General features: G+C 38.8%; 12 protein-coding genes and 1 tRNA gene. 7 read left to right on the top strand and 6 right to left on the bottom strand.

The genetic code is table 11. The features are described 5' to 3' along the window. Positions 1–30: 30 nt before the first annotated feature. Positions 31–987 carry a carnitine monooxygenase, reductase subunit CntB gene (cntB, locus tag J576_RS07300; protein WP_002050363.1) on the top strand — a complete coding sequence of 319 codons (957 nt, stop codon included), beginning with the start codon at positions 31–33 and terminating at the stop codon, positions 985–987. A gap of 157 nt (positions 988–1,144) precedes the next feature. Continuing rightward, positions 1,145–1,221 (top strand) — tRNA-Met (locus J576_RS07295). Positions 1,222–1,264: 43 nt separating this feature from the next. Here J576_RS07295 and J576_RS07290 read toward each other — a convergent pair. The 6 genes from J576_RS07290 to J576_RS07265 all read right to left on the bottom strand — a co-directional run bounded on the left by J576_RS07290 (position 1,265) and on the right by J576_RS07265 (position 7,680). Continuing rightward, on the bottom strand, positions 1,265–2,293 hold the full coding sequence (locus J576_RS07290) for a hypothetical protein (RefSeq protein ID WP_002050419.1): 1,029 nt from the start codon (positions 2,291–2,293) through the stop codon (positions 1,265–1,267). Beyond that, positions 2,286–3,911 (bottom strand): NAD+ synthase, encoded by a 1,626-nt coding sequence (locus J576_RS07285; protein ID WP_000834616.1) that lies wholly within the window; start codon positions 3,909–3,911, stop codon positions 2,286–2,288. Before J576_RS07285 ends, J576_RS07290 begins: the two co-directional genes overlap by 8 nt. Positions 3,912–4,296: 385 nt before the next feature. Beyond that, the gene (locus tag J576_RS07280) at positions 4,297–4,857 is read right to left on the bottom strand and encodes a hypothetical protein (protein WP_031951124.1); all 561 of its coding nucleotides are present in this window, start codon (positions 4,855–4,857) and stop codon (positions 4,297–4,299) included. A 90-nt stretch (positions 4,858–4,947) separates the two neighbouring features. Beyond that, positions 4,948–5,808 (bottom strand): pirin family protein, encoded by an 861-nt coding sequence (locus J576_RS07275; protein ID WP_002050336.1) that lies wholly within the window; start codon positions 5,806–5,808, stop codon positions 4,948–4,950. Between the two features lie 171 nt (positions 5,809–5,979). After that, positions 5,980–6,432 (bottom strand): protoporphyrinogen oxidase HemJ, encoded by a 453-nt coding sequence (gene hemJ / locus J576_RS07270; RefSeq protein ID WP_002050435.1) that lies wholly within the window; start codon positions 6,430–6,432, stop codon positions 5,980–5,982. Positions 6,433–6,450: 18 nt separating this feature from the next. Beyond that, on the bottom strand, positions 6,451–7,680 hold the full coding sequence (locus J576_RS07265) for a beta-ketoacyl-ACP synthase II (RefSeq protein WP_002050356.1): 1,230 nt from the start codon (positions 7,678–7,680) through the stop codon (positions 6,451–6,453). 296 nt (positions 7,681–7,976) lie between these two features. Here J576_RS07265 and J576_RS07260 point away from each other — a divergent pair, with 296 nt between their 5' ends. From J576_RS07260 to J576_RS07240, 5 genes are all read left to right on the top strand, one after another. Continuing rightward, positions 7,977–9,293 (top strand): EcsC family protein, encoded by a 1,317-nt coding sequence (locus tag J576_RS07260; protein ID WP_002050370.1) that lies wholly within the window; start codon positions 7,977–7,979, stop codon positions 9,291–9,293. A gap of 200 nt (positions 9,294–9,493) precedes the next feature. Continuing rightward, positions 9,494–9,868, top strand: a complete 375-nt coding sequence (gene rpsL / locus J576_RS07255; protein WP_002050319.1) for a 30S ribosomal protein S12 — start codon at positions 9,494–9,496, stop codon at positions 9,866–9,868. A gap of 159 nt (positions 9,869–10,027) precedes the next feature. Then, a complete protein-coding gene (gene rpsG, locus J576_RS07250; RefSeq protein WP_001138055.1) occupies positions 10,028–10,498 on the top strand; it encodes a 30S ribosomal protein S7 in 471 nt (156 codons plus the stop codon). Between the two features lie 178 nt (positions 10,499–10,676). Then, positions 10,677–12,815 (top strand): elongation factor G, encoded by a 2,139-nt coding sequence (gene fusA / locus J576_RS07245; protein ID WP_002050327.1) that lies wholly within the window; start codon positions 10,677–10,679, stop codon positions 12,813–12,815. A gap of 94 nt (positions 12,816–12,909) precedes the next feature. After that, the coding region (locus J576_RS07240; protein ID WP_031959298.1) for a GTP-binding protein at positions 12,910–13,313 on the top strand (404 nt) is incomplete at its 3' end.

Genomic DNA, 13,313 nt, shown 5'->3' with positions numbered 1-13,313 from the left:
AAGAATATGCGGTAAAAGAAGGATTCTAATATGGCTAGTCATTATGAAATGTTCCCAGCAGTTGTTACTCGTGTGGAACAGCTAACCCCTTTAATCAAACGGTTTACGTTCAAACGTCAAGATGGGCAGAACTTTCCTCGATTTAGTGGGGGAAGCCATATTATTGTCAAAATGAATGATCAACTTTCCAATGCTTACTCATTGATGGGCTGTACGCAAGACTTATCAACTTATCAAGTCTGCGTTCGTAAGGATGTGGAAGGTAAGGGGGGATCAGTTTTCATGCATGATCAGTGCAATGAAGGCTGTGAAATCCAGATATCAGAACCAAAAAATTTATTCCCGCTAGCTGAAACAGGTACTAAACATATCTTAATTGCAGGTGGTATTGGTATTACACCGTTTTTACCGCAAATGGATGAGCTTGCGGCACGTGGTGCTGACTTTGAGCTACATTATGCTTACCGTTCACCTGAACACGCAGCTTTACTTGATGAATTAAAGCAAAAACATGCAGAGCACGTATTTAGTTATGTTGATTCAGAAGGCTGCATGCTTAACTTAGACGAATTAATTTCATCGCAACCAAAAGGCACACATGTATATGTATGTGGACCTAAACCTATGATTGATGCGGTGATTGATTGTTGTAACAAGCACCGTTACCGCGATGAATACATTCACTGGGAACAATTTGCCTCAACAGTTCCTGAAGATGGTGAGGCATTTACGGTGGTACTTGCCAAATCTAATCAGGAAATTGAAGTACAAAGTAATCAGACTATTTTACAAGCCATTGAAACATTAAATATTGATGTGGAATGTCTATGCCGAGAAGGGGTTTGTGGTACATGTGAAACGGCTATTTTAGAAGGTGAAGCAGAACACTTCGATCAATACTTAAGTGATGCCGAAAAAGCTTCACAAAAGAGCATGATGATTTGTGTATCAAGAGCAAAAGGCAAAAAACTAGTATTAGATCTTTAATATATTTCTGTGGCCGATCAATTGCTTAAAGTCTTAATTTGCTAAAAAATGAACAAATAATGATGATATGAATCATATTTGTTCATTTGGTGGACATAAAGAGTTTTGAAGTATTGACCTGCTATACAGAACTATAGATAATGCGCACACAGTTTACGGCTATGTAGCTCAGTTGGTTAGAGCACCGCACTCATAATGCGGGGGTCACAAGTTCAAGTCTCGTCATAGCCACCATTTTAAAAACCACGCTCCTGCGTGGTTTCTTTTTATCTATTTTTTACTCACTAAAATGTTTTTCAATTATATCGAGTGTTTTTGAGCTTTGATAAAAAGGAGCTAAGAGCGCTTGAAGTAACGGTTCCAAAATACCGTGCTCATTAAAGGCATCCATAACTTTTGGATAAAAACGTAAAGCTTCAGTTTGTAAATCGGTTTCGGTTAAACCAATCTCACTTAACACTTCAAATAGACTTTGGTCTTTATAAAAATCATAAAAAACTTCGACACCATACAAAATAAGATCTTGCATAAATTGCGATTGACGTAATTCTTTCCAGTATTCATAAATTAAAACAAAGAACTCTTCCACATCGAGAGGAGTGAGCTGTTTCATAAACTCATACATTTTTTTATGTCTAATATCTTCCCAGATATGACGCACTAAGCTTTCTAAATCTTCAGCCGACAAAAGACTTAATTCTGTAAGTTGTTCATGAATAAAACTAGCAATCCAAGTTTCAAGTTTGTGCTCGAGACGTTGTTGCTGCAAAAACGAGAATTTTTTAAGTTTATGCTGCCATTCAAAATGGTAGTCATTCACTTTAGTGGCAGTTAAAAATTTTGGTAATTTTTGTTCTAAGGTTGAAGTAGCAATATATTGGCAAAGTTGTTGAACAGAAGGGCTGGTTCTTAAAAACTCATTTAGATATTGAGGAATATGCTCCATTTCCAAAAACTTGGAAAGCCACATTTCAAACTGGTGATCGGATACCAAGTCTTGTAGCTGAATTGGAGATTTCATGGCAGATAAATAAATACGCTGTGCAATTTCCCCAATAAACTCAAGTAAGCCTGCACCCAGCTGCATTTCAAAAGCATAGCGTTTCACAACGGCTTGTAATTGTTCTAAATCTACAACTTCATAAAGTTTAATTTCGTCAGCATGTTGCATAAACAGTTGAATGAACTGCTGGAAATAAATAGGTGAGTTTTCTATCGATAATTGTTTTTTGAAAAATTCCACCTGCTCAAGCAAAAGTGCTTGAGCAAGTGCTGTGGTTTTTGATGAGTTTTTCTGCTCAGTCATTCGCTGTCCAACCGTTGACAATCGGATAACGTCGTTCGCGACTAAATGCACGAGAAGTAATTCTCGGGCCAATTGCACCTTGACGACGTTTGTATTCATTACGATCAACTAAACGGATGACTTTTTCAACAACTTCTTTATCAAAACCTTTGGCAATAATGTCTGCCTGACCTAAATCTTCTTCAATGTATGCATAAAGGATAGCATCCAATACATCATACGCTGGTAAAGAATCTTGGTCTTTTTGATCTGGACGAAGTTCTGCTGAAGGTGGGCGAGTAATCACACGCTCAGGAATAACCGGAGTTTCACTTAAGCTATTACGGTATTTTGCTAATTCAAACACGATTGTTTTATAAACATCTTTGAGAACAGCAAAGCCGCCCACCATGTCACCATAAAGTGTGCAATAGCCAACTGAAAGTTCAGATTTATTACCTGTAGAAAGGACTAAATTACCAAACTTGTTAGATAAGCCCATAAGCAATGTACCACGAGCGCGCGCTTGTAAATTTTCTTCAGTCGCATCGGCTGGTGAATTACCAAAGAACGGATATAAAGTTTGCATGAAGCTATTTACGATTGAGTGGATTTCGGCAATACCGAAAGTCACGCCCATACGGCGAGCTTGTTCAGCTGCATCTTCTACACTAATTTGAGAGGTGTAGGTATAAGGCATCATCACAGCTTGAACTCTTTCAGCACCGATTGCATCAACTGCAATAGCGAGCGTAAGGGCAGAGTCAATACCGCCAGAAAGACCTAAAATTACTCCAGGAAAACCTGAGCGCTCTACATAGTCACGTGTTGCCATGACTAAGCCTTGATAGATCTCTGCAAAAGTTTCCAATGCAGGAGCAGACTCGACGACTTTATATAATTTTGTATCGCGGTCAAATTCAGCAATATACAGGTCTTCTTTAAAGCTTGGCGCTTGTAAAGCAATTTCACCATTTTGGTTGCTGACAAAACTTGTACCATCAAAAATTAAATCATCTTGCCCACCAACTTGGTTGACATAAACAATGTTTAAATGAAGCTGCTTTGCAAGCTCACTTAATGTCTGTTTACGATGCTGTGGTTTACCCACTTCATATGGCGATGAATTAAGCACAAGTACAGTATCAACATTTAATTGGCTTAATTGTTTTACTGTATTGATTGACCAGATATCTTCACAAATGAGTACACCAAACTTATGACCTAAGTACTCAAATACCAAGTGCTGATGGCCTTTTTGGAAATAACGTTTTTCATCAAAAACGCCATAGTTTGGCAAGTTATGTTTATTGAAGACACCTAAAACCTGACCGTCTTTCATGACAGCAGCTGAATTATAACGTTGACCATCTTCTGTCTGGTTTACGAAGCCGAAAACCATCACAATATCTTTAACTTCGCTAAGTTGAGCAAAAGCCTTTTGCATACGTTTATTTAAATTTGGACGTAACAATAAGTCTTCAGCTGGATAACCAATCACAGAAAGCTCAGGAAAAATAATCAGGTCAGCATCTTGTTTTTTCGCCTGATTTGCTTGCTCAATCATCTTTTGGGTGTTTGAGTCAATATTGCCAATATGCGGAGAAAACTGAGCAAGGGCAACTTTAAAACTTTTCATTCAAACCTAATCCTAGATCATAACGAATATAAATACACATAGTGTTGATTTTTATGAATATAATTTTTCAACGATGTGTATAGCACGATAATAAACAAGTAAAATAGTAAACAAAAATGTCAAGATCAATAATATATACCAATCACATATTTTCTGCGTAAAAATAACGAGATTTTCTGTATACAATAGAAACAAGCTTCATTATTTTTATTGTTTGTATACTGCCTTAACACTCCAAATTTTGGAATAAGTTTTTATACTTATTTTCAATAATTTGACATTAATAAACTCAGATCTCAATTTTATTTTCATATTTTTTTGTTTATAAATTTTCTACCAGTAAGTTAGCAAAAAAATTACGTAGAAGACGATCTTGATTATTTAGTTACAAATCAAAGTGAGGTGAACAAATAATATTTGGTAGCTTACCTGAACAGATATCTCTAGCAATTTCTCCTTGCTGCTCAATATTGTAAGAGCTAAAAGCTTTCTGAGGATGGTAAGTGTATTTATATGGGTTGTAATATTTAAAACTCAGATAGTAGGCCGTTTGTAGTAAGGCGCCTTTTAGTAGTACATGAATACCTCGTTGGTATTGCATGACATGAGCCAACTCATGAATAAAAATGCCTTGTATGAATTTAGACTCTAGCGCGTAATTACTACTGTAGTCAGAAAGATTGACATAAATATTTCCATTTGGAGCCATCAAAATTCCATGGGCTTGCCAAGGTAAGTAACGAGTAGCAATAATTTTAGGGCAGTCACAATCTAAAAAATCTCCAAAAACCTTTTGCGCTAAAGCTTTTTCTTCTGGTGTAAGAAATCGAATCGGATAGCTTTTTAAGTGACGAAAAATGAAAAGGGTGAAAATAATAAATTGTCGATATGTGACAAGTTTAAAAGCGTTGAGAGTGAACATAGTTTTGCTAGTAAATAAGTTCATCTGTTAATTTGTAGCATAACATACATCAACTATGTTGAAAGACAGACGCAAATAACTGTCATTTGTTTCGCATGCGGTAGTTAGGCTGTTTTACTTGGCAAATCTTCCATTTTTAATATCATCATAGGCTTGTAAAATCTCATCATAAGTATTCATTACAAATGGACCATGACCATTAATCGGTTCTGTAATGGGTTGTCCTGTCAAAATAAGTAACTTACAACTTTGTAAAGCCGTAATAGAGAAATGCTCTCCTTGGTTTGACATCACTGCTAAACCTTGTTCCTCTAGGACTTCTTCATCTTTTTGAAATTGTACTCGGCCTGAACGTAAATAAACTAATGTTGTTTCGCCAGATTGAGCAGGGAAAATGGCTTGCTGACCTGCGCGGAGCTCTACATCTAATAAGGTAATAGGTGTGTGAGTAAGCGCGGGTCCTATAACATGGTTAAATTGCCCTGCAATAATACGTACAAATCCAGCTTCATTTTCCAGTTTCACCACTGGTATTTCAGCTTTCTTTAAACTTTGATAGCGTGGAGAATTCATTTTATCTGCTGCTGGTAAATTGACCCAAAGCTGAATCATTTCAAAAGCACCGCCAGATTTAGAAAATTCTTCACTAAACAATTCCCGATGAATTACACCAGCGCCTGCTGTCATCCATTGCACATCGCCAGCACTTATAGACCCACCTCCGCCAGATGAATCTTTGTGTTCCAATTCACCTGCATAAACAAGTGTTACCGTTTCGAAACCACGATGGGGGTGATCATTGACTCCTCTACGTTTTATAGAGGGTGCAATTTTTCCCGGGCCTAAATGGTCGAGTAGTAAAAAGGGGGAGAGTGTATTACCTAACTCATGGTAGGAAAAAACAGAAAGAACTGGATAAAAATCGCCGACTGCAAAACGAGTATCGTTACGATGAATAAAAGCCAGACTTTTCATGCTTTAACCTTACTATTTATTGAATTTATAAAAAAGATGAGGTGTTTTTATAAGAATGTATCAAGATTGCTGTAAAAGTCTTTTGCTCGGAAAAATAAATTATGAATAGGTTAAGCCAGTGAAATGAATAAAAGAATTGAGTTAAAAATCTTAGATAATAAAAAACCCCAGTTAAAACTGAGGTTTTACGACAACTAAAATCACAACAGCAAATAAAATTAAGGTTGGCATTTCATTGAAAAAACGCCAGAACTTATGTGATTTATAGTGAGCATTTCCAATAAGCTTTTTGCGATAGTAACCACAAACTAAATGATAAATCACTAATAAAGCCACTAATCCAACTTTTAAATAGAACCATGTGGCTTCATGGTAATGTCGAGTTGCATCGCCCCAGTCTACAAGAAAATGGGCGGTAATTAATGTGGCAATCATAGATGGCCACATAATACCTCGATACAACTTACGTTCCATCACTTCAAAGCGTTGATGACTTGCCGCATCCTCACTCATTGCATGGTAAACATAAAGACGTGGTAAGTAGAACAAAGCAGCGAACCAACAGACCACAGCAATAATATGTAATGCTTTTACCCACAAAAAAGCATCAGAAGGTGCATCCATCGTTAATCCTAGGTGGGATTATGCATCCCACTTCTTGAAAATTAGGCAAGCGTTTACACCGCCAAAGCCAAAACTGTTACTCATTACAGTATTCAATTTTGCATCACGTTTTTCAAGCACAATATCAAAACCTTCAGTGCCATCATCAAGCTCAGTCACGTTAATGTTTGGAGCAATAAAGTCATTTTGAAGCATTAATACAGAGTAAATTGCTTCATGAACACCAGCAGCACCTAAGCTATGACCAGTCATAGATTTAGTTGAGCTTAAAGGTGGAACTTTACCTTCACCAAAAGCACGTTCCATTGCTTTAAGTTCAGTAACATCACCAGCTGGTGTAGAAGTACCATGGGTATTTACATAATCAATTTTTTCTACGCCGTGTTGTTTTGCTTCTTCAAGAGCCATCAAGATACAACGAGTCGCACCTTCACCGCTTGGAGCAACCATGTCTGCACCGTCACTGTTCGCAGCATAAGCAACAACTTCAGCAAGAATTTTTGCACCACGTGCTTGAGCATGTTCAAGAGATTCAAGAACAACGAAACCGCCACCACCAGCAATAACGAAACCGTCACGGTCTTTTGAATATGGACGAGATGCTGTTTCAGGTGTGTCGTTGTATTTAGAACATAAAGCACCCATAGCATCAAACAATAAGCTTTGAGACCAGTGATCTTCTTCACCACCACCAGCAAGCATAAGGTCTTGTTTACCAAGTTGAATAAGGTTATATGCATAACCAATTGCATCTGCAGAAGTTGCACAAGCACTTGCGATTGAGTGAGCAATACCTTGAAGTTTAAATGCAACCCCCACGTTTGCAGTAATTGTGTTTGTCATGTTACGTGGCACGAAGAAAGGACCAACTTTACGAGCACCTTTAGTTTCTAAAAGCTCAGTCATTTCTACAACAGAAGCAGTTGAACCACCACCTGAACCGCCAGCAATACCATAACGTGGATTATCTGCTAAATCTTCTGCTTTTAAGCCAGCATGTTCAACAGCGGCAACAGCAGAGTTATAAGCGTACATTGCACATACGCCCATGAATCGTTTTAATTTACGATCAATATTGTCAAAATCTTGTTCTGCAGCAGCGCTGACATGACTCTTAAAATTGAGTTCAGCATAAGTTGGGTTAAAACGTGTCCCGGAGATTCCATTTTGAAGTGAGTGAGTAACTGCTTCTAAAGAGTTACCGATACATGAGTTAATACCCATACCAGTGATTACAACACGTTTCATCTACAGGTCCCTTTATGGTGATATTTAAAGTCTATGAACATGAGCAGCTATTAAATGATAGGAGAATATAGCTGTAAGAACATTAGACATATGTTTTCGTTGTTACCATGATAGCAGAAAGGTTTTTTATTTCTTATGGCAAATCTTTATGTCAATTTTGCATTTAAAAAAAATAACCAAATACACAGTATGTTGCATTTAGGGTTAACTAAAATACACACATTCAAGTTGAGATAAATCCACATTCCACCTAGTATTTATCTCTAATTAGATAAATTAAAAAATCGAGGTACTGGATGACAAAATTTAATAATAATCAATCTGACAATTTGTTTTCTCAGGTCTTCGGAGTGGCTAAAAAGCTCAGTTCTACTGGTTTAAACATCTTGCAGCAAAGCCAAATAGGTGAGGTTAGTAAGTTGGCTGAGCCACTTGCAAGTGGTAAAACAGTAGAAGGTAATGCTAGAAGTAAAAGTCCGTTTGAAGTGGAACAGTATGAAAGTCCACAACAAATGTTACGTGAACATTTACCTAAAGTTACGCGTCAGGTGTTTGGTCGTCATTTTAGAAAGGTCAATGGTATTGCGACATTTATTTCGCCTGACTGGAATGAAAAAATATCGAGCTATTTATTTGATTGGCTAAATGACTTTAGTTCAAAAAGTACGCTGACTGAAAAAATCTTAGAAGAGGCGGGTGCTAAAGACCTATTTGAGCTGACAAAAGATACTTCACGTTCACAACGTTTAAGTCAGGCTTTAATTGAACAAAATAAACTAATCGCAAGTATTCAAGGTGCAATTACGGGTGTATCGGGTATGGTCGGTGCAGCCGTAGATATTCCTGTTTCTTTAGTATTGGTTTTAAGAACAATTTATCAAACAGGACGATCACACGGTTTTGATTTGACTGAAGCCACTGATCAAGATGTCGTTGAATTTATTTTTAAAGAAGTTGATATTAGTCTGATTGCAGAGAAGCAGACAGTGCTTTTAGCACTTAAAGCTTTACGTAATATGTTAGAGACACAAGACATTCAACAGTTTCAGCAAGTACTTGGGTCTTCAAATGATATTGAGACTTTAAAAAGCTGGTTAGTCGATGAAAATGGTGAGTTCAAATGGAGCTGGTTAAATAAAGTTCCTCAACTTGCTGCGGTTGGCAAGTTTACTCCAGTTGCTGGTGCAGTACTTAGTGCTGTTTATAGCTGGAAGTTACAAGAAGACGTAGGCCATAAAGCACAAGCTATTTTTGGTGCAGCACGACATTATTTAAATGAACACCCAAGTGAGCATTTGTCACCATTACAAGCTTACTATGCTGCAGTAACTCTTATTCAAAAGGCAAGCCCGCGTCTTTTAAATGTTGGAGAAAATGGCAGTGTACATGCAGCACAACATCATAAAATTGAAAATCATGATGTAATTTCAAAAGTATCTGTTGTGGTCAAATCCAATACTTCTGAAAAAAGTGAAGAAAAAGTGCAAGAAAATGTTCATAACGGTATCGAGCAGCTTGCAGAAAAACATGTGGTTGAGCATGAACAAAGTGAACAAAAACCAGCATTAGAAATTGAAAATGATGAGGTTGTAGAGGATCAAAAGTACTCTTAACAATACAATTACAAAGACAGGGTTTGAAAATTAAGTTTCAGCCTTATTTAAATTTGTAAATCATCCTGTCAAACATTGATATGGTCAACATTTGGTAAGTATTGCCATGTTGACCATTTTTGCATCTTGGCTTACAATTATGTGCCCTTAAAAAGAGGTATTTTCTTTTTAAGGTTTTTTAATAACGGGAGAATTGCCATATGGCAACAACGAATCAGTTGATCCGTAAGGGTCGTACGACTTTGGTTGAAAAATCCAAAGTTCCTGCGTTGAAGGCTTGTCCACAACGTCGTGGTGTTTGTACACGTGTTTATACAACTACACCTAAAAAACCTAACTCAGCTATGCGTAAGGTTTGCCGTGTTCGCTTAACTTCAGGTTTTGAAGTATCTAGCTACATCGGTGGTGAAGGTCATAACTTACAAGAGCACAGTGTTGTTCTTATCCGTGGTGGTCGTGTTAAAGACTTACCAGGTGTACGTTACCATACCGTTCGTGGTTCTTTAGACTGTGCCGGCGTTAAAGATCGTAATCAATCACGTTCTAAATACGGTACTAAGCGTCCTAAGAAGTAATTCTAGGAAACTAGTCCAAAAGCCCTTTAGCGTTTCGCTTGTTTGAATTCTTCATAGATTTGTAATTCAAGCGACGTATAGTAAGGCCAGCGTCGTGTACATGACACTTGTACAAACTGCTGGATTATCCTGAAGTGTCATATTATTAGGTGTATTAAAATGCCAAGACGTCGCGTAGTCGCTGCTCGTGAGATCCTTCCAGATCCAAAATTTAGCAGCCAAACAATCGCTAAATTCATGAACCACGTAATGCAAGATGGTAAAAAATCTATTGCTGAAAGTATCGTTTACGGTGCTTTAGAACGCGTTCAAGAAAAAAACAAAGTAGACCCAGTTGAATTTTTCGAGACTACTCTTGAGAAAGTTCGTCCTATGGTCGAAGTAAAAGCACGCCGTGTTGGTGGTGCTACTTATCAAGTACCTATGGAAGTACGCCCATCCCGTCGTACTGCCTTAGCAATGCGTTGGTTAGTAGATGCTGCTGCTAAGCGTTCTGAAAAAACTATGGCTTTACGTCTTGCTGGCGAGTTGCTTGATGCAGCTGAAGGCAAAGGTGCCGCGATCAAAAAACGTGAAGACGTGCATCGTATGGCAGAAGCTAACAAAGCCTTCTCTCACTACCGTTTCTAAGCGGATAAAACAGTCCCTAATCAGGAGAATACTCATGCATACAGTAGCTAGATTCAACATTGCTCTCTACCAAAGTGGGGGCTTTGCGGGTATTTAAGTTGCCCCGTTTGAGTATTCGTGCGCATCAATTTAATTGATGCGCCCTGTTTTAAAGATAACATTTAGGAATGTAGACATCATGGCTCGCCAAACCCCAATTACTCGTTACCGTAACATCGGTATCTCTGCGCACATTGACGCAGGTAAAACAACTACAACTGAACGTATTTTGTTCTACACAGGTGTATCTCACAAAATTGGTGAAGTACACGACGGTGCAGCAACAATGGACTGGATGGAACAAGAGCAAGAGCGTGGTATTACAATTACCTCTGCTGCTACAACTTGTTTCTGGTCTGGTATGGCTAACCAATTCCAACAACACCGTATCAACGTAATTGATACACCGGGACACGTAGACTTCACAATTGAAGTTGAACGTTCTATGCGTGTTCTTGACGGTGCGTGCATGGTTTACTGTGCAGTTGGTGGTGTACAGCCTCAGTCTGAAACTGTATGGCGTCAAGCAAACAAATATAAAGTGCCTCGTTTAGCATTCGTGAACAAGATGGACCGTACTGGTGCAAACTTCTTCCGTGTTGTTGAACAAATGAAAACACGTTTGGGCGGTAACCCTGTGCCAATCGTTGTGCCAATCGGTGCTGAAGACACATTCCAAGGTGTTGTTGACCTTATCGAAATGAAGGCAATCATCTGGGATGAAGCTTCTCAAGGTATGAAGTTTGAATACGGTGATATTCCTGCTGACCTAGTTGATACTGCTCAAGAATGGCGTACTAACATGGTTGAAGCAGCTGCTGAAGCTTCTGAAGAATTAATGGACAAGTACCTAGAAGAAGGCGATCTTTCTAAAGAAGACATCATCGCTGGTTTACGTGCTCGTACATTAGCTTCTGAAATTCAAGTAATGCTTTGTGGTTCTGCGTTCAAAAACAAAGGTGTTCAACGTATGTTGGACGCTGTAATTGAATTCTTACCATCACCTACAGAAGTTAAAGCGATCGAAGGTATCCTTGACGATAAAGACGAAACTAAAGCGTCTCGTGAAGCATCTGACGAAGCTCCGTTCTCTGCACTTGCGTTCAAAATCATGAACGACAAATTCGTAGGTAACTTAACATTCGTACGTGTTTACTCTGGTGTTCTTAAACAAGGTGATCCGGTTTATAACCCAGTTAAAGCTAAGCGTGAACGTATCGGTCGTATCGTGCAAATGCACGCGAACGAGCGTCAAGATCTTGATGAAATCCGTGCAGGTGATATCGCAGCGTGTGTAGGTCTTAAAGATGTTACAACTGGTGATACATTATGTGATGAGAAAAACATCATTACTCTTGAGCGTATGGAATTCCCAGAGCCAGTAATTTCATTGGCTGTAGAACCAAAAACTAAAGCAGACCAAGAAAAAATGTCTATCGCTTTAGGCCGTTTGGCGAAAGAAGATCCATCGTTCCGTGTTCGTACTGATGAAGAATCTGGTCAAACAATTATTGCTGGTATGGGTGAGCTTCACCTTGACATCATCGTTGACCGTATGAAGCGTGAATTCGGTGTTGAAGCGAATATCGGTAAACCAATGGTTGCTTATCGTGAAACGATTAAGAAAACTGTTGAGCAAGAAGGTAAATTCGTACGTCAAACAGGTGGTAAAGGTAAGTTCGGTCACGTATATGTTCGTTTAGAACCGCTTGACGTTGAAACTGCTGGTAAAGAATACGAATTCGCTGAAGAAGTTGTTGGTGGTGTAGTACCTAAAGAATTCTTCGGTGCAGTTGATAAAGGTATTCAAGAACGTATGAAGAATGGTGTCTTGGCTGGTTACCCAGTTGTAGGCGTTAAAGCTGTTCTTTTCGACGGTTCTTACCACGATGTCGACTCTGACGAATTATCGTTCAAAATGGCTGGTTCTTATGCCTTCCGTGATGGTTTCATGAAAGCGGATCCTATCCTTCTTGAACCTATCATGAAAGTTGAAGTAGAAACTCCAGAAGACTACATGGGCGATATCATGGGTGACTTAAACCGTCGTCGTGGTATGGTTCAAGGTATGGACGATCTTCCTGGTGGAACAAAAGCAATTAAAGCAGAAGTTCCTCTTGCTGAGATGTTTGGTTACGCGACTCAAATGCGTTCTATGTCTCAAGGTCGTGCGACTTACTCAATGGAATTTGCTAAATATGCTGAAACTCCACGTAACGTGGCTGAAGGCATCATTGCTAAATTCCAAGCTGGCGGTAAAAAAGGTGACGACGAGTAATCTTTCGATTACTATAAGCCCTAACTAATTCTTAGTTGAAAACCAAGTGCTCATGGGGTGACCCTCCATGAGTAGTTAATAAAGGAAGATCATCATGGCTAAAGCCAAGTTTGAACGTAATAAACCACACGTAAACGTGGGTACAATCGGTCACGTTGACCATGGTAAAACAACTTTAACTGCTGCGATTGCAACTATTTGTGCAAAAACTTACGGCGGTGAAGCGAAAGATTACTCGCAAATCGACTCAGCACCTGAAGAAAAAGCACGTGGTATTACAATTAATACTTCACACGTAGAATACGATTCTCCAATTCGTCACTACGCACACGTTGACTGCCCGGGCCACGCCGATTACGTTAAAAACATGATCACTGGTGCTGCTCAGATGGACGGCGCGATCCTTGTATGTGCTGCGACTGACGGTCCAATGCCACAAACTCGTGAACACATCCTTCTTTCTCGTCAGGTTGGTGTACCTTACATCATCGTATTCTT

This window comes from Acinetobacter sp. 766875, from assembly GCF_000582055.1.
Classification (GTDB): Bacteria; Pseudomonadota; Gammaproteobacteria; order Pseudomonadales; family Moraxellaceae; genus Acinetobacter; species Acinetobacter nosocomialis.
The sequence above is the reverse complement of the archived record's forward strand: the minus strand, read 5'-3'. Positions and strand labels throughout refer to the sequence as shown.

Coding starts and splice junctions, on each gene's coding strand:
- cntB (WP_002050363.1), top strand. CDS start 31: ATGGCTAGTCATTATGAAATGTTCCCAGCAGTTGTTACTCGTGTGGAA.
- J576_RS07290 (WP_002050419.1), bottom strand. CDS start 2,293: ATGACTGAGCAGAAAAACTCATCAAAAACCACAGCACTTGCTCAAGCA.
- J576_RS07285 (WP_000834616.1), bottom strand. CDS start 3,911: ATGAAAAGTTTTAAAGTTGCCCTTGCTCAGTTTTCTCCGCATATTGGC.
- J576_RS07280 (WP_031951124.1), bottom strand. CDS start 4,857: ATGAACTTATTTACTAGCAAAACTATGTTCACTCTCAACGCTTTTAAA.
- J576_RS07275 (WP_002050336.1), bottom strand. CDS start 5,808: ATGAAAAGTCTGGCTTTTATTCATCGTAACGATACTCGTTTTGCAGTC.
- hemJ (WP_002050435.1), bottom strand. CDS start 6,432: ATGGATGCACCTTCTGATGCTTTTTTGTGGGTAAAAGCATTACATATT.
- J576_RS07265 (WP_002050356.1), bottom strand. CDS start 7,680: ATGAAACGTGTTGTAATCACTGGTATGGGTATTAACTCATGTATCGGT.
- J576_RS07260 (WP_002050370.1), top strand. CDS start 7,977: ATGACAAAATTTAATAATAATCAATCTGACAATTTGTTTTCTCAGGTC.
- rpsL (WP_002050319.1), top strand. CDS start 9,494: ATGGCAACAACGAATCAGTTGATCCGTAAGGGTCGTACGACTTTGGTT.
- rpsG (WP_001138055.1), top strand. CDS start 10,028: ATGCCAAGACGTCGCGTAGTCGCTGCTCGTGAGATCCTTCCAGATCCA.
- fusA (WP_002050327.1), top strand. CDS start 10,677: ATGGCTCGCCAAACCCCAATTACTCGTTACCGTAACATCGGTATCTCT.